Source organism: Streptomyces sp. RLB3-17 (genome assembly GCF_007113425.2).
Classification (GTDB): domain Bacteria; phylum Actinomycetota; class Actinomycetes; order Streptomycetales; family Streptomycetaceae; genus Streptomyces; species Streptomyces mirabilis_D.
This window is the reverse complement of record NZ_CP041610.2, coordinates 2442957-2467641: the sequence shown is the minus strand read 5'-3', so window position 1 is coordinate 2467641 and position 24685 is coordinate 2442957. Positions and strand designations below refer to the sequence as shown.

Here is a 24685-nt window from a genome sequence, read left to right as displayed (position 1 = left end):
ACGTGACCGACACCGCCATGCTGCCCGAGTCCTGGCGCGGCGTCCTGGGTGACGAACTGCAGCAGCCCTACTTCAAGGAACTCACCGAGTTCGTCGAGGAGGAGCGCGCCAACGGTCCCGTCTACCCTCCGCGCGAGGAGGTCTTCGCGGCGCTGGAGGCGACTCCGTACGAGCGGGTGAAGGTACTGATCCTCGGCCAGGACCCGTACCACGGCGAGGGCCAGGGCCACGGCCTGTGCTTCTCGGTCCGCCCGGGGGTGAAGACCCCGCCCTCGCTGCGCAACATCTACAAGGAGATGAAGGAGGAGCTGGGCACCCCGATCCCGGACAACGGCTATCTGATGCCGTGGGCCGAGCAGGGCGTCCTGCTGCTGAACGCGGTGCTGACCGTGCGCTCCGGTGAGGCCAACTCGCACAAGGGCAAGGGCTGGGAGAAGTTCACGGACGCGGTGATCCGTGCCGTGGCCGACCGGCCCGACCCGGCGGTCTTCGTCCTGTGGGGGAACTACGCGCAGAAGAAGCTCCCGCTCATCGACGAGAAGCGGCACATCGTGGTGAAGGGCGCGCACCCGTCGCCGCTCTCCGCGAAGAAGTTCTTCGGCTCCCGCCCCTTCACGCAGATCAACGAGGCGGTCGCCGGGCAGGGCCACGAGCCGATCGACTGGCGGATTCCGAACCTCGGCTGATCCGGGACCGGAAGCGGCCCGGGCCGGGTGCGGGCGTCCGGGCCGGCCGTCACCGGGGCGGCTCAGTGGTGTCCGGGGGCGCCTGAGCCTCATTGTCAGTGTGTCCGGTTAGCGTCGGAAGGGACAGCGACGAGCCTGGAGGACGCGGTGGCGGAGCAACAGGAGCAGGCGGCGCCGGACGCCATGATGACCCGGATCGGCCAGGTCGTCATGCTGCACCACGGTGGTGACCGTGAGGAGGCCCGGGGGCGTTTCCTGGATCTGTGGGGGGAGATCGGCGAGGACGGCGACCCCCTGCACCGCTGCACCCTGGCGCACTACCTGGCGGACACGCAGGACGACCCCGCGGACGAACTGGCCTGGGACCTGCGGGCGTTGTCGGCGGCCGAGGAACTCACCGACGGCGACGCCGCCGAGCGTCACCGGTCGCTCGCGGCGCGCGCGTTCTACCCGTCGCTGCACCTGAACCTCGCGGCCGACTATGTGAAACTCGGCCGCTCCGAAGCCGCCCGCAGCCATCTGCGCAGCGCCCGGGGCGCGGCCGGAGCCCTCGGGAACGACCGTTACGGGGACGGCGTACGCGCGGCGATCGGCCGTCTGGAGTTGAGACTCGACGGGACGGGCCCGTCGCACGGAGGGCCGGGGGAGGATCCCGGCTCCGTCGAGGGGCCCGGCTCCGTCGAGCGGCCCGGTCCCTTCGGTGGGTCCGGAGGGGAGACCCTCGGGCCGCCGAGACAGCGCCCCTAGATCCCGCGGACACCGGCCGTGGTCAATGCCCGTACGACCGCTTGCAGATGACCGCCTCCGGGCTGTCCGCCTTCCAGCCTCCGTACTTCCGGCCGAGGGCACACACGTCCGTGTTGTTCGGCGGCTCGGGGGCGACGGGCGGGACGTCGGTGCGGGGTGCGGGTCGGTGGGGTTGTGGGTGGGGGTGAGGCTGCGGGTGTGGGTGACGCGCGGCGCCCGGGTGGCGCGGAGGGGCCTGCGGGGCGGCGGGCGCCGGGACGGGCGTACGGTGCGGCGCCGGAGCGCTCGGTGACGGCTTCCGGGACGGCCCGATGAGTTCCAGCGCCTCGCGCGCCGGCGCCTGCACGATCTGCGGCCCGGCCTTGCCGTCGGGATGCGGCGGCGACGGCCTGGACGGCGCGGTCGGCAGGGTGGGAGCGGGCGGTCGCGGGACGGTCACACAGCCTGAGAGCGTGGCGGTGGCCATGGTGACCAGGAGCGTTGCGGCGGTCGTCGTTCGATGCACCCGCTCAACTCTGCTGCGTCCGGACCGCTTTGGGGAGCTGACAAGCGGAGGTTGCCCCACACGGGTGATCCTTCCGCCCCTGCGGAGGGCGCCGGTGTCCGCAGGGTGACCCGACGCCGAGTCCCCCTGTCTCACTCACCCGTGGCGCCGTCGATCCGCTCCCGGATCAGATCCGCGTGACCGTTGTGACGCGCGTACTCCTCGATCATGTGGGTGTAGATCCACCGCAGGTTGATGGGGTCATCGGTGAACTTGCTCCTGCCCTCGCAGGCGTCGTCCAGCGCGAAACGAGCCGCGTTGCGTCGGGCGATCCCGATCTCGGCCTGCCAGGTGGTGTACGCCTCGTCCCAGGTGTCCGCGTCGGTGAGATGGAACTCTCCGTCCCGGTCCTCCTCGCTGCAGTAGATCGGCCCCGGATCGTCGCCCACCAGAACCTTGCGGAACCAGCCACGCTCCACCTCCGCCATGTGCCGCACCAGACCCAGCAGGGACAACTCGGAGGGCTCGACCGAGGCGGTCTTGAGCTGGGCGTCGTCGAGGCCCGCGCACTTCATCTCCAGGGTCTCGCGGTGGTAGTCGAGCCAGCCCTCCAGCATGGACCGTTCGTCGGCGTTGGTGGCGGGCTCGGTGCGCTGCTTCGTCATGCCCGTATTTTCGTCGAGCGCACGGTCGTTCACCAGGGCTTTTCCTGCCCCCCGACTGTCGCCGAGCTGCTGCCCGCCTGCCACGGCGGCCGTATGCTTCCGGCGAGGCCCGCGTCGCAACTGAAGGAGAACCCCGTGAAGGTCGGCTGCATCGGACTCGGCGACATCGCGCAGAAGGCGTACCTGCCGGTGCTCGGTGTCCAGCCGGGGGTCGAGCTGCATCTGCAGACGCGGACGCCCGCGACGCTGGCCCGGGTCGGCGACAGCCTCCGCCTGCCGCCGGAGCAGCGGCACACGGACCTGTCGGATCTGCTGGCGCAGAACCTCGACGCGGCCTTCGTGCACGCGGCGACCGTCGCGCACCCCGAGATCGTGACGCGGCTGCTGGAAGCGGGCGTGCCGACCTTCGTCGACAAGCCGCTCGCGTACGAACTCGCCGACTCCGAGCGTCTGGTGCGGCTCGCGGAGGAACGGAACGTCAGCCTCGCCGTCGGCTTCAACCGGCGTCACGCGCCCGGGTACACACAGTGCGCCGATCACCCCCGCGACCTGATCCTGATGCAGAAGAACCGCATAGGGCTGCCCGAGGACGTGCGCACGATGGTCCTCGACGACTTCATCCATGTCGTGGACACGCTGCGTTTCCTGGCGCCGGGGCCGATCGACGACGTGAGCGTGCGGGCCCGGGTCGAGGACGGCCTGGTGCACCATGTCGTGCTGCAACTCGCCGGGGACGGCTTCACGGCGCTGGGTGTGATGAACCGGCTGAGCGGCTCGGCGGAGGAGATCCTCGAGGTCTCGGGGCAGGACACCAAGCGTCAGGTGGTCAACCTCGCGGAGGTGATCGACCACAAGGGTCAGCCTTCGGTGCGGCGGCGCGGGGACTGGGTGCCGGTGGCCCGGCAGCGCGGCATCGAGCAGAGTGTGCTCGCCTTCCTCGACGCGGTGCGCGCCGGCAAGGTACTCAGCGCCCGTGACGCGCTGGCGACTCATGAACTGTGCGAGCGGGTGGTACGAGCGGTTCAGGAGCGGTCCGCCGGGGCCTGAACGCGCGGAAGCCCTCCGTCGCGCACAGCCCCGCCAGGATCAGCAGCGCCGCGTGCACCGGCCAGTCGCCGAACCGGACGTACGGGGTGACGCCGTGCGCGAGCGGTACGTCGTAGACCACCGCCGCGCTCGCGTCCGTGCCGAGCCAGGAGCCGATCCGCTCGCCGCTCGGGCCGTAGACGGCGGAGACGCCGGTCAGCGTCGCGTGCACCATCGGGCGGCCGGTCTCGGCGGCCCGCAGCGCGGCGAGCGAGGCGTGCTGCTCGGGGGCCCAGCTGTGCTGGAAGGTCGAGGTCGAGGACTGTGCGAGGAGCACCCCGGCGCCGTCCTGGGCGAGATGGCGGCTCATGTCGGGGAAGGCGGTCTCGAAGCAGATCAGCGGGCCGACGCGCAGTCCGTGCCCGACGTTCATCACGACCTGCTCGGTGCCCTTCCTGCGGTCCTCGCCCGCCGCTTTCCCGACCGAGGTCGCCCAGCCGAGGAGGGAACGCGCGGGTATGTACTCGCCGAAGGGGACGAGCCGCATCTTGTCGTAGCGGTCGCCGGTCGGGCCCTGCGGTCCCACCAGGACCGAACTCTTGTAGATCCCGGGCCGGTCGGAGCGGTGCGCGTCGACGTTCACCATGAGGTCGGCGCCGGTCAGCCGGGACAGCGCGGCGAGCCGGTTCGCCAGGTCGGGGCGGTGCGCGAGGTCGAAGCCGACGCTGCTCTCACCCCAGACGACGAGGTCGGGATCCTGTCCGGCGAGGGTGCGGGTGAGGGCCTCCTCGCGTGAGAAACGCGCCTCGGCACTGTCCGCGCCGCCGATCACCCCGGGCTGTACGACGGCGATCCGTACCTGGCCCCTCACGTCCGGGCGCGGCGACCACACCCAGGTCGCCGAGGTCACGGCGGCCGTCGCGACGAGTCCGGCGACGGCGGGCACACGGGACTCACGCACCGCGACCAGTACGGCGACCGCCACATTGACGGCGACCACCAGGAAGCTGAGCAGCCACACCCCGCCGACCGACGCGAGCCGCAGCGCGGGTCCGACCTGCCACTGGCTCGACCCGAGCAGTCCCCAGGGCCCGCCGAGGCCCTGCCAGGACCGGACGAGTTCGACCATCAGCCACCCCGACGGCAGGACGAGGAGCGCGGCCCCGACCCGCCCCGCCGAGGGCACCCCGCCGAGGAACCGCCGGACGAGCCAGCCCCAGGGCGCCCACAGCGCGCCGAGCAGTGCCGCTATGACGACCGTGAACACATTCAGACTCGGCAGCAGCCAGTGGTGCACGGCCAGTATGAATCCCAGCCCGCCGAACCAGCCGTCGTAGGCGGCCCGCCTGCCCGTCGGGGCCGAGCGGGCCAGCAGGATCCAGGGCACGAGGGCGACGTACGCGAACCACCACCATGAAGGGGCGGGGAAGGCGAGCATCGGCAGTGCGCCGGCCAGTACGGCGACGATCGCGCGCCGCCACGGGGAGGCGAGCCACAGATCGGGCCCACTGCCCAGCCAACGCTCGGGCCAACGCTCGGGCCTCTTCATACAGGGCCTCCCTCCCCGGGGGATGCCTCCAGTGTGCGCGTCGGCGACGATCTCCGACAGAGGGCCTCCCGTCAGGGCTTTCCGGTCATGGGGGTACTCAGGCGGCTTGCGGTCGGCGCGTCCGGTCAGGTGGCGGCGGGTTCCCGGCCCGGCTGTGGCGCGCGGCGCCATTTCTCCTGGACGACGACCTCGCGCAGGCGCCAGCCCAGGTCCGTACGCACCAGCTCGAAGGCGTACCGGCCGCCGCACACGAAGTCGGGCGCCGTGGACCCACCGTCGTGGCCCGCGAACCGCATCGGATTGATGTAGTCCGCCTGGACCCGGGCCGTGTCGCCCGTGTCCTGGTCCAGCGACCCGAACCGCAGCCGCCGGTTCACGATCAGATGCTGGCGCATGGGGAAGAGCTCCATGCTCTGCGCGAGCCATCCCGCGACCTCGTCGGCGCCGCCCTCGATCCCGCCGGCCGAGCGGTAGTCGGCGCGTCCGTCCGGTGCGAACAGCCTCCGGTACGCCTCCCAGTCGCCGTCGTCCACGGCCACCGCGTACTCGGTCACGAGTCCGTCCACGGCGAATCGGTCCATCACGGTCGCGAGCTCTACACGCTGCGTCATCGGCTCAGTGTTGGCCACGGCGGGTGCGCAGCCAAGGGGCGTGCGCCAACAGGTGTATAACTCCGCCTCGTAAGCAAAGGGAGTTGGTATGGATGGGCGATTTCTATACTGATCGGATGATCACCGTACCGCTCAGCGCGCTCGAAGTGGCCATGGTCCAAGCGGGCGCAGGAGCCGCAGACACGTTACGAGACACCACCGAGTTCGCCCGGCGCCTCGAAGACCTCGGTTACCTGCGACTCTGGTACGCCGAGCATCACCATTCCCCGGCCATCGGAGCGTTCCCGCCCGTCGTCCTGACCGCCCACGCGGCCGCGTTGACGTCGTCCATCCGTCTCGGCTCCGGCGGCGTTCTCGCTCCGAACCACGCCCCGATCATGCTGGCGGAGCAATTCGGCACGCTGTCCGCACTGCACGCGGGCCGGATCGACCTGGGCATCGGCCGCGGCCCGGGTACCTTCGACGATTCCACGGCGCGGGCCCTGCGCCGCGGGGCCGGTCCGACAACGGACGACGAGTACCGCGACGACGTGTCCTCGACTCTGCGTCTCCTGGTGGACGAAGTCGCGCTCAGCCCGCTCCCGGAGCCGTGGCTGCTCTCATCGTCCGCGGCGGGCGCCGCGCTCGCCGCGGAACTCGGGCTGCCGATCGCCTTCGCCCATCACATTCGTCCCGACAACACCCTGGCCGCGCTCGGCCACTACCGCGAGCGTTTCTCCCCCTCCCGCTGGTGCGCTCGCCCGCGCGTGCTGATCTGCGTGGAAACGGTATGCGCCGAGACCGATGAGGAGGCGGCCCGGCTGGCCGGCCCGATGGACGTCGTCAAGGCCGGACTCCTCAAGGGGCGAGGCGACATTCCCTTCCCCACGCCCGAAGAGGCGGCGGCCCACTCGTTCACCGCGGAAGAAGCGCGCGTGCTGACGCGCTTCCGTGCCCATCAGGCACACGGCTCACCCGAGACCGTCGCGAAGCACCTGACGGACCTGGTGGACCTGACGGGTGCCGACGAACTCATGCTGGTGACGCCGGTCTACGCGTTGGCCGACCGACTGAGGTCGTACGAACTCGTCAAGCGGCACGTCATGGAGGAACATCGTGCCGACGGGCGACGTTCATGAAGCATGGCTGTGATCTACAAGACCACGATGACGCCCAGCAAGCTGGAACTCCTCGCCGCCTGGCTTCCCAGGCAGCCGTGGTACATCGGCACGGCGAGCGAGCCGCACCTGACCAAGGCCGGTGGGTTCCGGCTCGATGATCCCCAAGGGGAGGTGGGAATCGAGTTCATGGTGGTCACGGACAACTCCGGTGAGCGACCGCGCTCCTACCACGTGCCGCTCAGCTACCGTGGGGCGCCGCTCGACGGAGCCGATCGGGCGCTCATCGGCACGTCCGAGCACGGGGTGCTGGGACGGCGGTGGGTGTACGACGGGACCCATGACCCGGTCCTCGTCGCTCAACTGCTCGAACTCCTCCAGGGCCGCGCCGAGCCGCAGGCGCAGAGCGAGACCGACACCCCCGCGCCCTCCGTCACGAGTCACTTCACTGGAGTCGGCTTCTCCACCGTGATCGCGTCGGCAGCCGTCGACGACCGGCAGCACGGCACCGCCCTCATGGTGGAGACCAAGGAAGAAGCCGGGCCGCACAGTCGGTCGGCGGGCGCCGTGACCATCGACGTCATGCGCGTCCTCCGGTCCGACTCGCAGGCTGCCCAGTCCCCTGCGGCCCGGTCGGCCCGAGGACATGTCCTCGCCGACTGGCGGGCGAAGAACGGCGACGAGAGCCGCGGCCTGTTCGTCGTCCTGCGCGACACGGCGCGTTGACCATCGGCCCGTCCGGCTCCTGGGACGACGACGCGTACGCCGGCATCGTCCTGTCCTCATCGGCCAAGTGATGGTCAAGACCGCGCGTTCTCGAACTCTCGCGTATTGACCTCGTGTTCCGCCCGGAGTTGGATCTTGCCTGCCCGTGGGGGCGTCCGGGCGGTGAGAGGGGTACGACGGTGGCTGGTGACGCGCGCGACGGGCTGATACGCGTGGTGTATCTGGAGCGGATCTCCGCGCTGATGATGGCCGCGGGCGCGGTGCTGTCCGAAGCGGTGCTGCTTGCCCTGGTCGGCACGGCGCCCGACCGCGCGACGCTGTTGATGGGATCGACAGCGATCGCTGTCGTGTCCGTGCTGCTGCTGCCGATGGGTCTTCGTCTCCCCGCCCGCCTGCGCCGCACCTACGACGATGCCGAGCCGATCGAGAGCGTCGCCGCACCACGCGACGGGCAGGACGCGGTGCGGCGGCTGTTGCTGCGGCGCACGGCGGTATTCGGGGGAGTCATGGCCTGCTGGCTCGTGTTCATCGGCCTGGCGGCCCATCAAGTGCTGCCGCCGATCATGCTGGTCACGCTCGCCCTGACCCAGTGGGCGCGGTCCCGGGCGACCGCGGGCTGGGAGCGCGCGAACGGGGCCGTGCTGTGGCAGGGCGTCCCCGGGCTGCGGGGGCCCCGAGGCCGTGTGTTCCGTGTGCCGTACGTCGCCGCGGACCCCGTCGCCTAGGACGTACCCATGAGGGCGTGTTGACGCACCCTCACCCCTTGCCCGGCGGTGCGTCCTCGATCGTAGAGTGATCGAAGACGAGTACGGGCTCGATACGGACCCGGGTTGCCCGTTCGCCACCAGGAGGCACGTATGACACGCCATGTCACCGTCGTCACGGGCGGCAGCCGGGGGATCGGTGCCGCGACGTGCGCGCGTCTCGCGGCGGACGGACACGACGTCGCGGTGGGGTACGTGCGCGACGGCGCCGCCGCCGAGTGGACCGCGAGCGCCGTCCGCGCGGCCGGGGCCCGCTGCGTCACGGTACGCGTGGACACCTCCGACGAGGACGACGTCGAGCGGCTCTTCGACACGGCGGCGGACCGGCTCGGGCCGGTGACGGGACTGGTGAACAACGCCGGTGTGACCGGTCCGCTCGGCAGGCTCGCGGACACCGACCCCGCCGATCTACGGCGTGTGGTGGACGTCAACCTGCTGGGCACGCTGCTGTGTTCGCGGCGGGCCGCCCGGTCCATGGCGGCCTGGGGGAGCGGCGTCATCGTCAATGTGTCCTCGGCGGCGGCCACACTCGGCAGCCCCGGTGACTTCGTCCACTACGCGGCCACCAAGGCCGCCGTCGACGCTCTGACGGTGGGTCTCGCCAAGGAACTCGGCCCGGACGGCATCCGCGTCAACGCGGTCGCACCCGGCATGATCGCCACGGAGATGCACGCCACCAGCGGAGATCCGGGCCGCGCCGAGCGCGCCGCCTCGTCGATTCCGCTGCGTCGCGTCGGGCAGGCCGAGGAAGTCGCCGCGGCCATCGCGTGGTTGATGTCGCCCGACGCGTCGTACACGACGGGGGCGGTGTTGCGGGTGTCCGGGGGACGGTGAGCCCCGACAGGGGTGCCGGTCACCGGCCCTTGGACTTCGTGCGGGTCCCCATGCCCGGTCTCACGCGGCCTCGACGACCTCTCCGCGTATCGCTTCCGCCCACTTCACGACCAGCAGCTCGTACTCCGCGCGCTCCTGGGCGGAGAGGGAGCCGCCCGCGCGCATCCACAAGGCGCGGATCTGCTCGTTCAGCGCCGCAGCGGACCGCACGGAACCAGAGGACATTAAATCGGGGGACATGCGCACCAGCCTAGGGGCAAGGACTGACACTGCGCTACCGGGCGGCTACTCATCCCGTATGCGGTTCGTCACGGCCGACGCGGAGTGACGCGAACGGGCTCAGTCGATCCATACGGTGACGCGCTGGCCCTGGAGTTGAGCGTCCCGGAAGAAGGCCCTTAGCGCGAGGAACTGCTCGACCAGGTAGAGCGCACGTCACCCCGGAATCCCTGGAATCCGACGGCCGAGGCCGCTGCCGCGGGGTCGTCCGGCAGGCCCGCGAGGACCTGGTCGATGTCCGCTTCGAGCAGGGCGAGAGGGCGGCGTGGAGGGGGTGCGCGGCGTGCCGTCCCGCGGCAGTACCGGAGCAGGCCCCACAACGCCCGGTCGGTGTCCAGGACGTCGTCGGGCGGAGGGTCCCCATGAGGGGGCGGCGCCGGGGGAGTCGAGGGCCGAACCGCGACACAGCCAAGTACTCCGGAGTGACTCGGGCGAACTGCTGGGTCAGGGCCATGCGCTGGAGTATGGGCAGGTCGGATCAGGCCCATGTGCTGGCGTAGGGGCAGGTCGGAGGTGCGCTGTCGCCGGACTTTCGCCGAGGCGGCCGGGGTCGGCTCACCGCCGCTCGGCCCAGGCGCGGGACCAGTCCAGCAGCGGCCCCATCGCGGTGACCAGGTCGTCGCCGAGCGAGGTGAGATGCCACGCCGGCTGCGCCGCCGTCGATGTGGACGCGGCGATGCCTGCCTCGCGCAGTTCCGTGAGGCGCGTGGACAGGACGCTGGAGGACATGTCGTCGCAGCGGCGCTGGAGGTCCCGGAAGCCGATCGGGGTGCCGTCGACGTGGAGTTCCCAGATGACCCGCAGTGTCCAGCGTCGACCGAGCAGATCCAGCGCCGCCATGATGGGACGACCGTCGGCCGAGCCGCGCACGGGGCGGCCGGGTGTGGGAATGGCGGGGACGGGGGTGCCGGGGGCGGTGGTGTCAGACGTGGGGAAGCCGGGACCAGGGGCTTCCGGTGCGTGACCACTGCTGCCGGGTGCCGGGATGCCCGCGCCCTGAACGGAGCCGCCGGGAGCCGAGGTGCCCGTGCCCTCGAAAGGGCCGCCGGGGCCCGGATCGCCCCGCCGCGGAACGCCGGACGTCGAATCGTTCGGCGCGGGTGTCGTGCCCAAGTGCGTACCTCTCGCTGGCAGTCGCTCACCTCCCACTCTTGCGCTTCGATTTCAGAAGCGCAAGGCTACGAGCTATGAGGCAGCGCATCGACGGCGTCACGCCGCCCTACGAGCCCGAGACCGACCGCGCGTTGCACCGGTGGATGCCGCCCGGTGTCGCCCGTGATCCCCTGATGCTGTTCAAGGTGCTGGAGCGCCACCCGGAACTGGCCTCGCGCATGCGGGCACTGGGCGCGGGCCTCCTCGTCCACGGCCGGCTGAGCGACGCCGACCGAGAACTCGTCATCGCCCGCGTCGCCGCCCGCTCCGGATGCGCGTACGAGTGGGGCGTCCACATGGCGACGTACGCCGAGACGGCCGGACTCACCCCGCGGCAGGTGACGCTCACGGCGGCCGGCGGACCCGACCATCCGGCCTGGTCCGGGCGGCAGGCGGCGCTGCTCCGTGCCGTCGACGAACTGCACGACACGGCCCGGGTGAGCGACGCGGCCTGGAGCGGACTGCGGGAGCACCTCGACGAGCCCGAAGTCCTCGAACTGCTGGTCCTCGCGGGCTGGTACCGCACGATCGCGTATGTCGCCAACGGTGCGCGGATCGAACCGGAACCCTGGGCGCTCGCCCTGCCCGGGACGGACCGCTCGGGCGCCTGAGGGGTGGTGAGCCGTCAGCCCGCGGACTCGGCCGCGTGCGGGCTCAGGCCGCCGGTCGAGACCAGCGCGATGATGATGATGCCGAGCGCGATCCGGTACCAGACGAACGGCATGAAGCTCTTGTGCGAGATGAACTTCATGAACCACGCGATGACGGCGTAACCGACCGCGAACGCGATCACCGTCGCGAAGATGGTCGGCCCCCACGCCACATGGCCGTTCGCGGTGGCGTCCTTGACCTCGAAGGCGCCCGAGGCGAGCACGGCCGGCATGGCGAGGAGGAAGGAGTAGCGGGCCGCCGCCGCGCGGGTGTAGCCCATGAAGAGGCCGCCGCTGATGGTCGCCCCGGACCGGGAGACGCCGGGGATCAGGGCCATCGCCTGGCAGAGGCCGTACAGCAGGCCGTCCTTGACGTTCAGGTCCTCGAGGGCCTTGCGCTGCTTGGGTGCCCGGTGCTTCCCGCCGGTCTCGTCACGCGCCGCGAGCCGGTCGGCGATGCCGATGACCACGCCCATGACGATGAGCATGGTCGCGGTGATCCGCAGATCGCGGAACGGGCCCTCGATCTGGTCCTTGAGTGTCAGGCCGAGCACGCCGATGGGTATGGAGCCGACGATGACCAGCCAGCCCATCTGGGCGTCGTGGTTCCCGCGCAACTCCTTGTTCGTGAGCGAGCGGAACCACGCCGCGAGGATCCGGCCGACATCCTTGCGGAAGTAGATCAGTACCGCCGCCTCCGTGCCGAGCTGGGTGATCGCGGTGAAGGCCGCTCCGGGGTCCTCCCAGCCGGAGAACGCCGCCGTCAGGCGCAGATGCGCACTGGAGGAGACGGGAAGGAATTCGGTCAGCCCCTGGACGAGTCCGAGGATGAGGGATTCAAACCAAGACATGAAGTGAGGTGGTCCAAGCGCTGATCGGAAAGGGGCGACGGGCACGCCGGGCCGCTGTGCGCGGTGATCACGGGTGTTGGTGGCAGCGTAGCGTCCCCCAAGGACGGCTCGGCCACAGGGGTTTCGGGCGCAGACGGTGGTCGGGCGGTGGACGAGCGGTGGGCGGACGGAGGGTGGGCCGTGACGGTCCTGTGCCGAGGCCGGTGGGCAACGTTGTCCACCGGGTGACGAGGGTGTTGACCTGCCACTGGACCGGCGCATACGTTGCAGCAGAAGAGAAAGCGCTTGCTGCCGCCGGTTCCGTCTCGGTGACACCATGCGTTGGCCAACGTCTGACGTGACGTCCGATGGAGCGCTGATCACGTACATGAGTAACAGCACCGAGTCCGCCCCCAACCGTCCCGCGACCCCGTATCCGGGCCGCCGTATCCGGGCCGCCGTCATCGGTACGGGCGCCATCGCGCGCGGGAGCCATGTTCCCGCGCTCGCCCGGCTCGCCGAGGAGGGCGAGACGGAGATCGTCGCCGCGGTCGACATCGCGGAGGACGCCGTCCAGAAGTTCTGCGCCGAGGCGGGCATCCCGCACGCGTACACCGATCTGGACCGCATGCTGGAGGAGCAGCGGCCGGACCTGGTCGCGATCTGCACCCCGCCGACCCTGCACCGCGACCAGACCGTCGCCGCGCTGCGCGCCGGAGCCTGGGTCTGGTGCGAGAAGCCGCCGGTCCTGACGCTCGCCGACTTCGACGCCGTCGAGGCGGAGGAGGGGACGGACGGGGGCCCGTACGCTGCCATCGTCTTCCAGCACCGGTTCGGCTCCGGGTCCCGGCACGTGCGGCGCCTCATCGCCGAGCGGACCATGGGCCGCCCGCTCGTCGCGCACTGCCAGACCACCTGGTACCGCAACGCCGAGTACTACGCCGTGCCCTGGCGCGGGCGCTGGGAGACCGAGGGCGGCGGGCCCGCGATGGGACACGGCATCCATCAGATGGACCTGCTCCTGGACCTGATGGGGCCGTGGAGCGAGGTGCGGGCGATGGCCGGGCGCCTGGTGCACGACGTGGAGACGGAGGACGTCTCGACCGCCCTCGTCCGCTTCGAGAGCGGCGCGCTGGCCACGATCGTCAACAGCGTCCTGAGCCCGGACGAGGTGAGCCGCATCCGTATCGACTGCGAACGCGCCACCGTCGAGCTCACGCACCTCTACGGCCACAGCAACGACAACTGGCGGATCACCCCGGCCCCCGACGTGTCCGACGAGGACGTGGCGGCCTGGCGTGACTTCGGTACGGACGTGCCCAGCTCGCATCTGGAGCAGCTGCGGGAGCTGGTCGCGAGCATGCGCGCGGGTGAGCGGCCGCGCAGCAGCGGTGCCGACGGGCGTACGAGTCTGGAACTGATCACCGCGCTCTACAAGTCGGCGTTCACGGACACGACCGTCCGCGTGGGGGAGGTCGGGCCCGGGGACCCGTTCTACACGGCCCTGCACGGGGATGCGCCGGGCTGGGCGCCGCCCGCAGCGTCCGCCGGCGAGTCCACGTCCACCGTGAGCCAGGAGGTGTCGGCATGACCGAGTTCGCCCAGGGTGCGCTGCGTATCGTCCACGCCCATGGCGATCGCATCACGATCAGCGACACGACCACCGGTGTGGAGCTGTTGAGCTACGTCTACCGGCCCGAGGCCGCCTGGGAGGCCCCCAAGCCGTATCTGCACCCCCTCAGGACGCTGGCCGGCGACATCGTCACGGACTACCGGCCCAACGACCACCGCTGGCACAAGGGCCTCCAGATGACGGCCTCCCACCTGTCGGGCTCCAACCTGTGGGGCGGCAACACGTACGTCCACGGAGAGGGATACCTCGAACTCCCGGAGCGCGTCGGGTCGATGGCCCACGTCGGCTTCGACGAGGTGGTCTCGGACGGGAGCCGCGCGGTCATCGCCGAGCGCCTCACCTGGCATCCGTACGACGGTGAGCTGTGGGCCGAGGAGGAGCGCCGCGTCGAGGTGCACGACGTCGATCCCGCGTCGGGTTCCTGGGCGCTGACCTGGACGACCGCGGTCACCAACCGCCGGGACGAGCCGCTGCGCTTCGGCAGCCCGACCACCGCGGGGCGGGAGATGGCCGGCTACACGGGCCTGTTCTGGCGCGGACCGCGTTCCTTCCGGGACGGCCGGATCATCGGGCCGGACTCCGAAGGGCCCGGCCTGATGGGGCAGCAGGCGCCTTGGATCGCGTACTCCGGCGAGCACGACGGTGCCGACGGCCACGCGACGCTCGTCTTCGCGCACGGTCCCGAGAACGACCACACCGGGGAGGGCGGCGCCCATCCGGCCCACTGGTTCGTGCGCAACGATCCGTTCGCCGCCGTCGCCCCCTCGTTCGCCTTCTTCGAAGAGCTCGAACTCGCCCCCGGCGCCACCCTCACCCGCCGCTACCGCGTCGTCGTGGCCGACGGGGCCTGGGAACGCGAGGAGGTCGCCAAGTACCTGGAGGAGCACCCGTGGTGAGCGGCGCGCACGAGACCCCGGTGTTCACCGGGCTGCCGGGCGCCGTCGCCGTCTCGCACCTCTGCGTGTACGACTGGCCCGCCCCCGACGGAGTATCCGGCGGAACCCCCCATCTGCACCTGACCTGTTCGGAGGCGTACGTCGTCACCGGCGGACGTGGAGCGGTGCAGACGCTGACGACGTCCGGGTACGAGGTCACACCGCTCGAACCCGGCACCGTCGCGTGGTTCACGCCCGGCACCATCCATCGCCTGGTCAACGAGGACGACCTGCGCATCACGGTCCTCATGCAGAACAACGGCCTCCCCGAAGCGGGTGACGCCGTGCTCACCCTGCCCCCGGCGTACCTGACCGATCCCGAGACGTACGCGGCCGCGACGGTGATCCCGGCCGACGCGCCCGAGGCGGAGCAGGAGCGGGTCGCCCGGTCCCGGCGGGACCTCGCCCTGGAGGGCTACCGGGCGCTGCGCGCGGCGGACGGGCCCGAGCCGCTCGCCGCGTTCCACCGGGCCGCGGCCGCGCTGGTGCGGCCCCGACTCGCCGCGTGGCGCGAGCGGTGGCGGCGCGGTGCCGAGGCCGCCGCCGCGGCCACGGGAGAGCAGCTCGACCGGCTGGAGCGGGGCGACGTCTCCCACCTCGCCGACGCCCTCGTACGGACCGAACAGCCGTCCGCACACGGCAAGTTCGGGATGTGCGGACGGCTCGACGTCTACAAGGGGACCGACTAGCCCCTGCGGGGGTTCTTCCGGGCCCGCGCCACCGCGGGTCCGTCCCTCCTGAGCGAGTGCAGGCTGGTCCCTACGCCACCGCAGGCCCCGTCGCCGTCCAGCCCGGGGTCTGCGGGTGGGCCGTCAGGTGGCCGTGCTCGACCACCTCGCCGCACTCCCGGCACACGACCTGCGGGACCAGCTCATGGCCGCAGGTGTGCTCCAGCACCATGGGACGGAAACCGCCCTCCTGGAGATGGCGGTCGCCCCACGCCATCAGCGTGTGCAGCACCGGCTCCAGCTCCAGACCGGCCTGGGTGGGCCGGTACTCGTAGCGCTTCGGGCGGTCGCTGTACTCCACCTTCTCCAGGACGCCCGCGTCGACGAGCCGTTTCAGGCGGGCGGTGAGCACATCGCGCGGTGCGCCGATGTTGCGGACGAGCTGGTCGAAGCGGGTGGCGCCGAGCGACACCTCGCGCAGTACCAACAGGGAGTACTTCTCGCCGACGAGAGCGAGTGTGTCGGCGATCGAACAGGGGCGTGCGTCCTTCATGCCACCAGTCTAGGGGGTGGGTTGGTTTGTCCAACCCACTGAGTTACTCTTGGGTCACCTAGTGGGTTTGGAAAACAAACTCGGTGAGTTTGGAGATCAGCCATGCGTGACGCCGTCATCGTCGAAGCCGTACGCACCCCCATCGGCAAGGGCAAGCCGAACGGCTCCCTCGCCCACGTCCACCCCGTGGAGCTCCTCGCCCACACACTGCGCACCCTCGTCGAGCGCTCCGGAGTCGATCCGGCGCTGATCGACGACGTCATCGGCGGCACCGTCAGCCAGGTGGGCGAGCAGGCCGCGAACATCACCCGGTACGCGGCGCTCTCGGCGGGCTTCCCCGAGACGGTGCCCGCGACCACCGTGGACCGCCAGTGCGGCTCGTCCCAGCAGGCCGTGCACTTCGCGGCCCAGGGCGTCCTGTCGGGGGCGTACGACATGGTCGTCGCCTGCGGTGTGGAGTCGATGAGCCGTGTGCCGATGGGCTCGAACGTCCGGGGCGCCGAGGATCCCTTCGGACCCGGGATCGCGGCGCGCTTCCCCGAGGGCCTGGTGCCGCAGGGCATCAGCGCCGAGCTCATCGCCGCCAAGTGGGGCCTGTCGCGCGCGCAGATGGACGCCTTCGCGGCGGGCTCGCACCAGAAGGCGGCCGCGGCCTGGGCCAAGGGCCTCTTCGACGCCGAGGTCGCGCCCCTGGAGGGCGTGACGCGCGACGAGAGTGTCCGGCCCGCCACCACCACGGAGATACTCGCCGGACTCAAGCCCGCCTACTACGACCCGGGCTACGCCGAGCGCTTCCCGCAGATCGACTGGTCCGTCACGGCGGGCAACGCGAGCCCGATCAACGACGGCGCGTCGGCCGTGCTGATCACGTCGAGCGAGACCGCGGCCAGGCTCGGCCTGCGCCCGCTCGCCCGCCTGCACAGCTTCGCCGTCACCGGCTCCGACCCGCTGCTGATGCTCACGGGCGTCGTCCCGGCCACCGAGAAGGTGCTCCGCAAGGCGGGGCTCGCCCTCGGCGACATCGACCTCTTCGAGGTGAACGAGGCCTTCGCGAGCGTCGTTCTGACCTGGCAGCAGGAGACGGGCGCGGATCTGTCCCGGGTCAACGTGCACGGCGGGGCGATCGCGCTCGGCCACCCGCTCGGTGCGAGCGGCACCCGGCTGACGACCACCCTCGTGCACGCGATGCGCGAGCGCGGAGCCCGCTACGGCCTGCAGACGATGTGCGAGGCGGGCGGACTCGCCAACGCGATGGTCATCGAGGCCGTGTAAACCCGGCCGCGATGGTCGCCGAGGCGGTGTGAACCCGGACGGCCCGGGCCGTCCGCCTCCCCGAGAGCCGCCGTGCCGGGGACTGATGAGTGCCGGACATCGATCAGTGCCGGACATCGATCAGTGCTGGAGGCCGATCAGTGCCGGAGGCCGCTCAGTCTCCGCGCAGGTGGTGGCGCTTGCGCCAGGCCACCACCGCGCCGACCAGGGCCGGCAGCGCGATGAAGCCCATGGCGATCAGGAAGGCGGGGGAGGTCGGCGCCGAGGCCCGGGCGCCCGCGACGGCGTACGCGGCGGTGTTCGGGATCGATCCCAGGGCGGTGGCGAGGAGGAACGGCAGCCAGCCCATGCGGGAGACGGCCGCGCAGTAGTTCGCCGCCCAGAAGGGCACACCGGGGAAGAGCCGGGCCAGCATCATCGTGCGGAAGCCGTGCCGGCTGAGCTGTCCGTCGGCCGCCTTCAGCCAGCGGGCGCGCAACAGCGGGCGCAGCGCGTCCTGCCCGAGGATCCGGCCGAGCCCGAACGCCACGCCGGCGCCGAGCACCGTGCCCGCGAGCGCGGTGCCGAGGCCCAGCTGCGAGCCGAAGAGCGCGCCCGCCGCGAGGTTGAGCAGCGGCCGGGGCACGAACGCCACCGTGCACAGCCCGTACGCCACCGCGAACACCACGGCCGCCGCGGCGCCGCTGAGCTGTGGCGGCCAGCCGTCGGAGAGCAGCCGCTGCGGTTCGAAGAGCAGCACGCTCGACGCGGCCGCCGCGAGCAGCACCAGCAGCAGGGAGAGCCGGGACCAGGGCGAGAGCAGGACTCTCGTACAACGGGCGGCGAGGCCCGTGGGTGTGGAGACGGCGAACTCCGCGGCAAGGGAGAGCTCAGCGACGGGAGCCGGGGGAACGGCTGTGGCGGTGCCCCCAGAGCGGGTGGTGGCATCGAGCATTCGGCGACACTAACCGACCCGTGTGTGTGATCGCCGTATGGTTCGTCTCATGGGCGTCACAGCTTCCGGAACGTCGGGTGCGCGGTTCGAGGTGCCGAACAGTTCCCTCGCGGACACCGTGCTGGAACGGCTCACCGCCACCTACGGCGCGGCGGCCGATCCGGAACGGGCCGTGTCCATGCGCGCGTACATGAAGGACGTCGCCCCCTTCCTCGGTCTGACCACGCCCGATCGCCGCACGCTGTCCCGTACGGTCCTCCTCGCGACAGCGGCCCCTGTAGAGGCCGATTGCACCGCCGTGGCCCTGCGCTGCTGGGCGTTGCCGGAGCGCGAGTACCACTATTTCGCCGTCGACTACCTGCGCCGCCATGTGAGGCAACTCTCTTCCGCTTTCCTCCCGGTGGCGCGCCATCTCGTCGGCACGGTCTCCTGGTGGGACACCGTCGACGCACTCGCCTCCCACGTAGTGGGAGGCCTTGTGGCCGCCGATGCGAAGCTGAAGAGCGACATGGACGCGTGGATCGAGGACGACGATCTGTGGGTCGCCCGTACGGCGCTGCTCCACCAGCTCCGTTACAAGGAGACGACCGACACCGAGCGGCTCTTCGCCTACTGCGTACGGCAGTCCGGACATCCCGACTTCTTCGTGCGCAAGGCGATCGGCTGGTGTCTGCGCGAGTACGCGAAGACGGATCCGGAGGCGGTACGGGCCTTCGTCGCCCGGGAACGCGAGCGCCTCGCTCCCCTCTCCGTACGTGAGGCACTCAAGAACATCGGCCCCTGACGCACCAGCAGAAACACCCGCCACACCCGCCTGCGTGGCGAGAAAAACCATTCGACGTGGCCGGATGCGTCGGCGATGATCGCCTCATGTTCCGGCACGCCTTCCTCCTCGCAGCATCCGCAGTCGCGGATGCGCCGAAGGCTGCCGTCCCGATCATCGTGGCCGCCGTCGACGGCGCCCGAAGCTGACCCTTCCCGGATCGTCCGGCGGACCCCGCAGGGGGAGGGTCGGCAAGTCCTTGGGGTCCCCGTCCCGGCCGCTGAGCGCCGGGGCCATCACTCAGCTCCGCTGACACTCAAGAGGCTTCGAGGTACCGCCATGCCCAAGACGGCATACGTCCGCACCAAACCGCATCTGAACATCGGCACGATGGGTCACGTCGACCACGGCAAGACCACCCTGACCGCCGCCATCACCAAGGTCCTCGCCGAGCGCGGTTCCGGCAGCAGTACCCGATACGTTCCGTTCGACCGGATCGACCGGGCGCCGGAGGAGGCCGCGCGCGGCATCACCATCAACATCGCGCACGTCGAGTACGAGACCGACACCCGCCACTACGCGCACGTGGACATGCCGGGTCACGCCGACTACGTCAAGAACATGGTCACCGGCGCCGCGCAGCTCGACGGGGCGATCCTCGTCGTCTCCGCGCTCGACGGGATCATGCCGCAGACCGCCGAGCACGTGCTGCTCGCCCGGCAGGTGGGCGTCGACCACATCGTCGTCGCCCTGAACAAGGCCGACGCGGGCGACGAGGAGCTCACCGACCTCGTGGAGCTGGAGGTCCGCGAGCTGCTCTCCGCGCACGGCTACGGGGGCGAGTCCGTACCCGTCGTACGGGTGTCCGGCCTCAAGGCTCTTGAGGGGGACCCCCGTTGGACGGCGGCGATCGACGCGCTGCTCGACGCGGTGGACACCTATGTGCCCATGCCCGAGCGGTACCTCGACGCGCCGTTCCTGTTGCCGGTCGAGAACGTGCTCACGATCACCGGGCGCGGGACGGTCGTCACCGGAGCGGTCGAGCGCGGCACGATCCGGGTCGGCGACCGTGTCGAAGTGCTCGGCGCGGCCGTCGACACGGTGGTGACCGGCCTGGAGACCTTCGGCAAGCCCATGGACGAGGCGCAGGCAGGGGACAACGTGGCGCTGCTGCTGCGCGGGGTGCCCCGCGACGCCGTACGTCGCGGGCACATCGTCGCCGCGCCCGGCAGCGTCGTCCCCAGTCGCCGCTTCTCGGCCCAGGTGTACGTCCTGTCGACGGGCGAGGGCGGTCGTACGACGCCCGTCTCCACCGGGTACCGGCCGCAGTTCTACATCCGCACCGCGGACGTGGTCGGCGACGTCGACCTCGGCGAGCGGGCGGTCGCCCGTCCCGGCGACACCGTCACGATGACGGTCGAGCTCGGGCGCGAGGTGCCGCTGGAGCCGGGGTTGGGCTTCGCGATCCGCGAGGGCGGCCGGACGGTCGGCGCGGGGACGGTGACCTCGGTGGACCGGACGGTGACCTCGGTGGACTGACGGCCGAGGGGCAGGACGAGGGTGCCCGCTCCCGCTACGGGGGGAGCGGGCACAGGCTCGTACCGATCGCCGTCGCAGAGTCCGCGGCCCGCGTGGGATCCGGCAGCGACGACCGCGCTCCTGAGGGGCGGCACAATGGACCCGTGGACGAGCCGATACCCGTGACACGGACCGTGGACCACGGAACCGCCAAGCTGATGCCGGACGTGGACAGGAAGCGGGCCTGGCTGCTCACGGTCGACGCAGCACCGCAGTCGTACGTCGATCTGGACGAGCCGACCCATCTGGAGTTCGAGTACGCCCGACGGCTCGGGCACGTCCTGGACACGGTCGTGGCTCCGGGACGGCCCCTGGACGTGCTCCACCTCGGCGGCGGAGCCCTGACGCTGCCCCGCTATGTGGCCGCGACCCGCCCCGGCTCACGGCAGGACGTGGTGGAGGCCGACCTGGGTCTGCTGGACCTGGTCCGCGAGCACCTGCCCGTGCCCGAGGACGCGGGCATCACGCTGCACGGCGCGGACGCGCGGGGCTGGCTCGAATCCGCCGCGCCCGCCTCCGCCGACATCGTGATCGCGGACGTCTTCGGCGGCGCGCGTGTCCCGGCGCACCTGACGTCCACGGCGTACGCGCGCGCCGCCGCGCGCGTGCTGCGCGAGGACGGCGTCTATCTGGCCAACCTCGCCGACGCCGCGCCCTTCGCCTTCCTGCGCTCTCAACTCGCCACGTTCGCCACCGTGTTCGAGGAGCTGTCCCTGATCGCCGAACCCGGTGTGCTGCGTGGCCGGCGCTTCGGCAACGCGGTACTCGTGGCCTCCCACCGCCCGCTCGACACGGTCGTCCTCGCCCGCCGCACGGCCGCCGACGCCTTCCCGGCTCGCGTCGAAAGCGGCGCCGCGCTGCGGGAGTTCATCGGCTCCGCCGCACCCGTGAGTGACGAGGACGCGGTTCCCTCACCCGAGCCGCCCGGCGGTGCCTTCAGCATCGGCTGACCGGAACTCGAACTCCGCCACCGGTGACCCGTAGGCCACCGCCTTGGTCCGGCGGGTCAGATTCCGTACGTCCGGCACGCACAGCACCACCGCCGTGACCACGACGACCAGCGCCGAACAGCCCCACAGGGCGGCCGTACGCCGGAAGGCCGCTTCCGCCGGGCCCGCCGGGGCGGTGGCCAGCGGAACCATCGCGATCGATCCGAACCAGTCGTACGCCGAGACACGGGAGAGTTTGTCCTCGGGGATCTCCTGGTGCAGGGAGCGACACCTGAACGAAATTAACCTCTACCGGGAGTTGCTGAGCCTGGGAGTCCTTACCGGCTCGCGTCATGGCAAGACCGCCACGGGTATCGCCCCCTGGCCCCAAACGGGCACTGCAGCCTGGGCGGGACGGGGGGCAAGCTAAGTACCCCCTTCGAGACGAACTGGGGGCATCCTGCCCGACGGGTATCGGTTCGGCGCCGGGAAGTACCGGAGGAGTAACTGCACCGGCCTGAGCTTCCGTCCAACCGGCCGTGGCATCGATCACCCATCGCACGACACCACGGCCGCGTGGGTTGCGACGTACCTGACCGGCGTCGCGTCTGCCAAGACCTGAGCGCGCCGCTGTCTGTCGTCTCGCTCTCGAGGCGTCCTGGCCGTCCCGGCCCGAGCCGGCCGGACGTGTCCTTCTGCAGGCGATGATGCTGGCCGGGCGGGAACCTGTCGATGTCAGGGCGGCCCGCGTGGTCCTCAAGCGGGACACCTCCCGCCCCCACGGCTTCACCGTTCACGCCACCTTCCCCATTTACCTGTAGAGACGACCCGTAGAGGCTGAGCACCGTGCCCCTGAGCCCCCTCGAACACGACCGCCGCTACGGCGAACTCGACCAGGTGATCCGCGCCTACACCGGGCAGCCGACCGACGACACCCCGGACGAGGCCGGTCGCCCCGTGCCCCTGCTCTGCCCAAACCGTGCGTTCCGGTGGCCGCCCCTCCAGCGGCAGCTCCTATCGAGCCGCCCTTCGCACCGAGTTGCATCAGTGCGGCGAGCAGGAGCTCGTTCTCGCCGGCCTCATCGAACATGCTCGCCTCCTCAGCACCGACAAGACATGGCTCTACAACCAAGTCACCCAGCCTTACCACTGGCCAGCGGCCTCCTCCAGATCGGCTGCCGCATGTGGTCCGGCGGCTGCAGCTCCATCGCCGGCCCGCAGGTCACCTCCGTTCGGAGCCTCGCTGTTTGTCTCGGCGTGTCCCTCGCCGAGACAGGCACCGGCGCTGTTTGAATCGTCATATGACTAAGGGTGACGATGCGGCCCTGTTCGGCAACCGATTCTTGACCGTGCCCGCTCCCTCGGAGAGCTTCCCCGAGGAAGGCATGGCTGCGACGGACGCAATGAGGCTGCTGGATGTGGACCTCGCCATGGAGGGTGACCCGCAGCGTAACCTCGCGACGTTTGTCACCACTTGGATGGAGCCGGAGGCGCAACGGATCATCGCCGAGAATCTCCACCGCAATTTCATCGACCATGCGGAGTACCCGATTTCCGCCGAGATCGAGCAGCGTTGCGTGCGCATGCTCGCCGACCTCTTCAATGCGCCGGGCAAGACAACCGGATGTCGGACCCAGGGCTCGTCCGAGGCGATCATGCTCGGGGCGCTATCGCTGAAGTGGAAGTGGCGGGAGCGCCGCCAGACGGCCAATCTGTCGGTCGACCGACCCAACTTGATCTTCGGCGGGGACGTCCACGTCGTGTGGGAGAAGTTCTGCCGCTACTTCGACGTCGAGCCGCGGATCGTGCCGCTTGCCGAGGGCAAGTACACGATCGGCCCGGAGGACGTGGAGCCTCTCCTCGACGGGAACACGATCGGCGTCGTCGCCGTCCTCGGTACCACGTTCACCGGCCACAAGGACGACGTCGTCGGGATCGACAAGCTCCTGCGAGACGTCCGCAAGGAGCGGGACCTCGACATCCCGATCCACGTTGACGGAGCCAGCGGCGCATTCGTGTGGCCCTTCCTCTACCCGGACTCGAAATGGGACTTCCGGCTTGAGCAGGTCCGTTCGATCAACGTCTCGGGACACAAGTACGGCCTGGTCTACCCCGGCATCGGCTGGCTGGTCTTCCGCGAGGAGTCCGACCTGCCCAAGGACCTCGTGTTCCACGAGAACTACTTGGGCAAGACCGACGCGACGTTCACGCTGAACTTCTCCACCGGCGCGTCGATGGTGCTCGCGCAGTACTACAACTTCGTCCGGCTCGGTCGCCAGGGCTACACCTACGTCATGAAGATGTTGCAGGAGAACGCCCACGCGTTGGCGGACAACCTGCGTAGCAGCGGCCGCTTCGAAGTGATCGGGAGCGATCTCGAACAGCTGCCGCTGGTCGCTTTCCGTCTCGCTGGCAAGCACGCCTACGACGAGTCCGACGTCGCCTGGCAACTCTCGGCCGAGCGCGGCTGGATGGTGCCGGCGTACACGCTCCCGCCCAACGCGGAGCGGGTGAAGATCATGCGTGCCCTGGTCAAGGAGACCCTGAGCCGCGAGCAGATCGATCGCCTGAGCCAGGACATTGCCGACGCGTGTCGCACGTTGGACGACAAGGGTGCGACCCATGAGATCGAGCGGGCTCAGGTCAAGCGCGGCACCGGCTACTGACGCACCTCTCCTCCCCGGTTGCACACACCTGCTGGCCCTGAGGGCGTCTCCACAGCGAACTCTGCTTCGGATAGATCTGCTGCGTGCCAGATACGTGCCAGATCGAACGGTCGGTCACGGTCAGTTGAGGAGCACAGCGGCGTCCACGCGTTCGTGACCACCGTCGCAGCGCACAACGCGTGAGTGGACCCGTCATGAGGTGAGGATGCCGATGCCGTCACCGAGCAGTTTCAGCCCGATGACGAAGAACAGGACCGCCATCACGGCGACGTTGTGCTGAGCTGGCCAGTCTTTCCAGTCGCCGAGTGTGGTCTTCGCTCGCTCTCCCCCGACCATGTAGACCCCCAGTGGGGCCAGCAGGCCGAGGGTGGCGATCAGGACGAAGATTGTCGGCGATGTGATCTCCTGCCCGACCGACAGTCCGGCTGAGCCGATGGAGGCGGCCGCGGCGATGGTCAGCGGGGCGTTCTTGGCGTTGAGCGCGGCCAGGGCCAGGGCCAGGGCCAGGGCCAGTCCGAGTCCGAGTCCGAGTCCGAAGACCTTGACCGGCGTGAGGCGGTCGATCGCGGCCATCCACTTCGGCAGCCGGCCTTGTGAGGGATCCTTCGGTCGCCGGTGCCATTGCCGGGCGCCGAAGAGGACGAGGAGCACGAC

General features: G+C 70.6%; 26 protein-coding genes and 2 pseudogenes. 17 read left to right on the top strand and 11 right to left on the bottom strand.

Annotated features, from left to right (window positions below):
- The first annotated feature begins 2 nt into the window (after positions 1–2).
- Both FNV62_RS11610 and FNV62_RS11605 read left to right on the top strand, forming a co-directional pair.
- Positions 3–686 carry a uracil-DNA glycosylase gene (locus FNV62_RS11610; protein ID WP_054229079.1) on the top strand — a complete coding sequence of 228 codons (684 nt, stop codon included), beginning with the start codon at positions 3–5 and terminating at the stop codon, positions 684–686.
- Between the two features lie 147 nt (positions 687–833).
- The gene (locus tag FNV62_RS11605) at positions 834–1433 is read left to right on the top strand and encodes a hypothetical protein (protein WP_097283814.1); all 600 of its coding nucleotides are present in this window, start codon (positions 834–836) and stop codon (positions 1431–1433) included.
- 22 nt (positions 1434–1455) lie between these two features.
- Here the strand turns inward: FNV62_RS11605 and FNV62_RS11600 are convergent, their stop codons facing one another.
- Both FNV62_RS11600 and FNV62_RS11595 read right to left on the bottom strand, forming a co-directional pair.
- On the bottom strand, positions 1456–1938 hold the full coding sequence (locus FNV62_RS11600) for a hypothetical protein (RefSeq protein ID WP_144315186.1): 483 nt from the start codon (positions 1936–1938) through the stop codon (positions 1456–1458).
- Positions 1939–2069: 131 nt separating this feature from the next.
- Positions 2070–2582, bottom strand: a complete 513-nt coding sequence (locus tag FNV62_RS11595) for a DinB family protein (RefSeq protein ID WP_060897189.1) — start codon at positions 2580–2582, stop codon at positions 2070–2072.
- 135 nt (positions 2583–2717) lie between these two features.
- On the opposite strand from FNV62_RS11595, the gene FNV62_RS11590 reads away from it, so the two are divergent.
- A complete protein-coding gene (locus FNV62_RS11590) occupies positions 2718–3629 on the top strand; it encodes a Gfo/Idh/MocA family protein (RefSeq protein ID WP_097283812.1) in 912 nt (303 codons plus the stop codon).
- Here FNV62_RS11590 and lnt read toward each other — a convergent pair.
- A complete protein-coding gene (gene lnt / locus FNV62_RS11585; RefSeq protein WP_144315185.1) occupies positions 3547–5157 on the bottom strand; it encodes an apolipoprotein N-acyltransferase in 1611 nt (536 codons plus the stop codon). The two genes, FNV62_RS11590 and lnt, sit on opposite strands and share 83 nt — an antisense overlap.
- Before the next feature lie 125 nt (positions 5158–5282).
- On the bottom strand, positions 5283–5768 hold the full coding sequence (locus FNV62_RS11580) for a nuclear transport factor 2 family protein (protein WP_060897185.1): 486 nt from the start codon (positions 5766–5768) through the stop codon (positions 5283–5285).
- A 116-nt stretch (positions 5769–5884) separates the two neighbouring features.
- Between FNV62_RS11580 and FNV62_RS11575 the strand changes: the two genes are divergently transcribed.
- The 4 genes from FNV62_RS11575 (at position 5885) to FNV62_RS11560 (ending at position 9189) form a co-directional block, all read left to right on the top strand.
- Positions 5885–6886 carry an LLM class flavin-dependent oxidoreductase gene (locus tag FNV62_RS11575; RefSeq protein ID WP_144315184.1) on the top strand — a complete coding sequence of 334 codons (1002 nt, stop codon included), beginning with the start codon at positions 5885–5887 and terminating at the stop codon, positions 6884–6886.
- Between the two features lie 3 nt (positions 6887–6889).
- Positions 6890–7591: a maltokinase N-terminal cap-like domain-containing protein gene (locus FNV62_RS11570; protein ID WP_144315183.1), complete on the top strand. Its 702-nt coding sequence runs from the start codon at positions 6890–6892 to the stop codon at positions 7589–7591.
- 179 nt (positions 7592–7770) lie between these two features.
- Positions 7771–8316 (top strand): hypothetical protein, encoded by a 546-nt coding sequence (locus FNV62_RS11565; protein ID WP_143607545.1) that lies wholly within the window; start codon positions 7771–7773, stop codon positions 8314–8316.
- A gap of 132 nt (positions 8317–8448) precedes the next feature.
- Positions 8449–9189 (top strand): SDR family NAD(P)-dependent oxidoreductase, encoded by a 741-nt coding sequence (locus tag FNV62_RS11560; RefSeq protein ID WP_054229070.1) that lies wholly within the window; start codon positions 8449–8451, stop codon positions 9187–9189.
- 60 nt (positions 9190–9249) lie between these two features.
- Here FNV62_RS11560 and FNV62_RS11555 read toward each other — a convergent pair whose 3' ends face one another.
- Entirely contained in the window at positions 9250–9429 is a 180-nt protein-coding gene (locus tag FNV62_RS11555) for a hypothetical protein (RefSeq protein ID WP_075032584.1), read from the bottom strand.
- 594 nt (positions 9430–10023) lie between these two features.
- On the bottom strand, positions 10024–10581 hold the full coding sequence (locus tag FNV62_RS57985; RefSeq protein WP_413083834.1) for a winged helix-turn-helix transcriptional regulator: 558 nt from the start codon (positions 10579–10581) through the stop codon (positions 10024–10026).
- A 74-nt stretch (positions 10582–10655) separates the two neighbouring features.
- Between FNV62_RS57985 and FNV62_RS11545 the strand changes: the two genes are divergently transcribed.
- Positions 10656–11231, top strand: a complete 576-nt coding sequence (locus tag FNV62_RS11545) for a carboxymuconolactone decarboxylase family protein (RefSeq protein ID WP_143612815.1) — start codon at positions 10656–10658, stop codon at positions 11229–11231.
- A 14-nt stretch (positions 11232–11245) separates the two neighbouring features.
- On the opposite strand, the gene FNV62_RS11540 is transcribed toward FNV62_RS11545, so the two are convergent.
- Positions 11246–12121 (bottom strand): undecaprenyl-diphosphate phosphatase, encoded by an 876-nt coding sequence (locus tag FNV62_RS11540; RefSeq protein WP_144315182.1) that lies wholly within the window; start codon positions 12119–12121, stop codon positions 11246–11248.
- Positions 12122–12488: 367 nt separating this feature from the next.
- Between FNV62_RS11540 and FNV62_RS11535 the strand changes: the two genes are divergently transcribed.
- The 3 genes from FNV62_RS11535 to FNV62_RS11525 are packed head-to-tail and all read left to right on the top strand — an operon-like array spanning position 12489 to position 15357.
- Positions 12489–13691: a Gfo/Idh/MocA family protein gene (locus FNV62_RS11535; RefSeq protein ID WP_144315181.1), complete on the top strand. Its 1203-nt coding sequence runs from the start codon at positions 12489–12491 to the stop codon at positions 13689–13691.
- Positions 13688–14629: a PmoA family protein gene (locus FNV62_RS11530; protein WP_144315180.1), complete on the top strand. Its 942-nt coding sequence runs from the start codon at positions 13688–13690 to the stop codon at positions 14627–14629. The genes FNV62_RS11535 and FNV62_RS11530 overlap by 4 nt, the downstream gene beginning before the upstream one ends.
- Positions 14626–15357, top strand: coding sequence for a cupin domain-containing protein (locus FNV62_RS11525; RefSeq protein ID WP_143654661.1), 732 nt, complete (start codon positions 14626–14628; stop codon positions 15355–15357). The genes FNV62_RS11530 and FNV62_RS11525 overlap by 4 nt, the downstream gene beginning before the upstream one ends.
- 70 nt (positions 15358–15427) lie before the next feature.
- On the opposite strand, the gene FNV62_RS11520 is transcribed toward FNV62_RS11525, so the two are convergent.
- Entirely contained in the window at positions 15428–15889 is a 462-nt protein-coding gene (locus FNV62_RS11520; RefSeq protein WP_054229062.1) for a winged helix-turn-helix transcriptional regulator, read from the bottom strand.
- A gap of 102 nt (positions 15890–15991) precedes the next feature.
- Between FNV62_RS11520 and FNV62_RS11515 the strand changes: the two genes are divergently transcribed.
- The gene (locus tag FNV62_RS11515; RefSeq protein WP_143654660.1) at positions 15992–17161 is read left to right on the top strand and encodes a thiolase family protein; all 1170 of its coding nucleotides are present in this window, start codon (positions 15992–15994) and stop codon (positions 17159–17161) included.
- 154 nt (positions 17162–17315) lie between these two features.
- Here FNV62_RS11515 and FNV62_RS11510 read toward each other — a convergent pair whose 3' ends face one another.
- Complete coding sequence (locus tag FNV62_RS11510; RefSeq protein ID WP_097283804.1) at positions 17316–18095, bottom strand: TVP38/TMEM64 family protein; 780 nt, start codon at positions 18093–18095, stop codon at positions 17316–17318.
- A 49-nt stretch (positions 18096–18144) separates the two neighbouring features.
- Between FNV62_RS11510 and FNV62_RS11505 the strand changes: the two genes are divergently transcribed.
- The 3 genes from FNV62_RS11505 to FNV62_RS11495 all read left to right on the top strand — a co-directional run bounded on the left by FNV62_RS11505 (position 18145) and on the right by FNV62_RS11495 (position 21386).
- Positions 18145–18879 (top strand): DNA alkylation repair protein, encoded by a 735-nt coding sequence (locus tag FNV62_RS11505; protein ID WP_097283803.1) that lies wholly within the window; start codon positions 18145–18147, stop codon positions 18877–18879.
- A 318-nt stretch (positions 18880–19197) separates the two neighbouring features.
- Positions 19198–20397, top strand: a complete 1200-nt coding sequence (gene tuf, locus FNV62_RS11500; RefSeq protein ID WP_060895448.1) for an elongation factor Tu — start codon at positions 19198–19200, stop codon at positions 20395–20397.
- 143 nt (positions 20398–20540) lie between these two features.
- A complete protein-coding gene (locus tag FNV62_RS11495) occupies positions 20541–21386 on the top strand; it encodes a spermidine synthase (RefSeq protein ID WP_144315179.1) in 846 nt (281 codons plus the stop codon).
- Here the strand turns inward: FNV62_RS11495 and FNV62_RS11490 are convergent.
- Positions 21348–21650 (bottom strand): annotated as a pseudogene (locus FNV62_RS11490) (MFS transporter); the annotation flags it as partial. The gene FNV62_RS11495 and the pseudogene FNV62_RS11490 sit on opposite strands and share 39 nt — an antisense overlap.
- 353 nt (positions 21651–22003) lie before the next feature.
- Between FNV62_RS11490 and FNV62_RS55610 the strand changes: the two are divergent.
- Both FNV62_RS55610 and FNV62_RS11480 read left to right on the top strand, forming a co-directional pair.
- Positions 22004–22186: pseudogene (locus tag FNV62_RS55610) on the top strand (hypothetical protein); the annotation flags it as partial.
- 480 nt (positions 22187–22666) lie between these two features.
- Positions 22667–24031: a glutamate decarboxylase gene (locus FNV62_RS11480; protein WP_144315177.1), complete on the top strand. Its 1365-nt coding sequence runs from the start codon at positions 22667–22669 to the stop codon at positions 24029–24031.
- A 192-nt stretch (positions 24032–24223) separates the two neighbouring features.
- Here the strand turns inward: FNV62_RS11480 and FNV62_RS11475 are convergent, their stop codons facing one another.
- Positions 24224–24682, bottom strand: a complete 459-nt coding sequence (locus tag FNV62_RS11475) for a GAP family protein (protein WP_225900237.1) — start codon at positions 24680–24682, stop codon at positions 24224–24226.
- Between the last annotated feature and the right edge of the window lie 3 nt (positions 24683–24685).

What these genes read in the sequence shown, in the direction of transcription:
- FNV62_RS11595 (WP_060897189.1), bottom strand. Translation starts at nt 2,582, where the DNA reads ATGACGAAGCAGCGCACCGAGCCCGCCACCAACGCCGACGAACGGTCC.
- FNV62_RS11555 (WP_075032584.1), bottom strand. Translation starts at nt 9,429, where the DNA reads ATGTCCCCCGATTTAATGTCCTCTGGTTCCGTGCGGTCCGCTGCGGCG.
- FNV62_RS11515 (WP_143654660.1), top strand. Translation starts at nt 15,992, where the DNA reads ATGCGTGACGCCGTCATCGTCGAAGCCGTACGCACCCCCATCGGCAAG.
- lnt (WP_144315185.1), bottom strand. Translation starts at nt 5,157, where the DNA reads ATGAAGAGGCCCGAGCGTTGGCCCGAGCGTTGGCTGGGCAGTGGGCCC.
- FNV62_RS11580 (WP_060897185.1), bottom strand. Translation starts at nt 5,768, where the DNA reads ATGACGCAGCGTGTAGAGCTCGCGACCGTGATGGACCGATTCGCCGTG.
- FNV62_RS11505 (WP_097283803.1), top strand. Translation starts at nt 18,145, where the DNA reads ATGGGCGTCACAGCTTCCGGAACGTCGGGTGCGCGGTTCGAGGTGCCG.
- FNV62_RS11570 (WP_144315183.1), top strand. Translation starts at nt 6,890, where the DNA reads ATGGCTGTGATCTACAAGACCACGATGACGCCCAGCAAGCTGGAACTC.
- tuf (WP_060895448.1), top strand. Translation starts at nt 19,198, where the DNA reads ATGCCCAAGACGGCATACGTCCGCACCAAACCGCATCTGAACATCGGC.
- FNV62_RS11510 (WP_097283804.1), bottom strand. Translation starts at nt 18,095, where the DNA reads ATGCTCGATGCCACCACCCGCTCTGGGGGCACCGCCACAGCCGTTCCC.
- FNV62_RS11575 (WP_144315184.1), top strand. Translation starts at nt 5,885, where the DNA reads ATGATCACCGTACCGCTCAGCGCGCTCGAAGTGGCCATGGTCCAAGCG.
- FNV62_RS11540 (WP_144315182.1), bottom strand. Translation starts at nt 12,121, where the DNA reads ATGTCTTGGTTTGAATCCCTCATCCTCGGACTCGTCCAGGGGCTGACC.
- FNV62_RS11560 (WP_054229070.1), top strand. Translation starts at nt 8,449, where the DNA reads ATGACACGCCATGTCACCGTCGTCACGGGCGGCAGCCGGGGGATCGGT.
- FNV62_RS11520 (WP_054229062.1), bottom strand. Translation starts at nt 15,889, where the DNA reads ATGAAGGACGCACGCCCCTGTTCGATCGCCGACACACTCGCTCTCGTC.
- FNV62_RS11545 (WP_143612815.1), top strand. Translation starts at nt 10,656, where the DNA reads ATGAGGCAGCGCATCGACGGCGTCACGCCGCCCTACGAGCCCGAGACC.
- FNV62_RS11530 (WP_144315180.1), top strand. Translation starts at nt 13,688, where the DNA reads ATGACCGAGTTCGCCCAGGGTGCGCTGCGTATCGTCCACGCCCATGGC.
- FNV62_RS11535 (WP_144315181.1), top strand. Translation starts at nt 12,489, where the DNA reads ATGAGTAACAGCACCGAGTCCGCCCCCAACCGTCCCGCGACCCCGTAT.
- FNV62_RS11480 (WP_144315177.1), top strand. Translation starts at nt 22,667, where the DNA reads ATGACTAAGGGTGACGATGCGGCCCTGTTCGGCAACCGATTCTTGACC.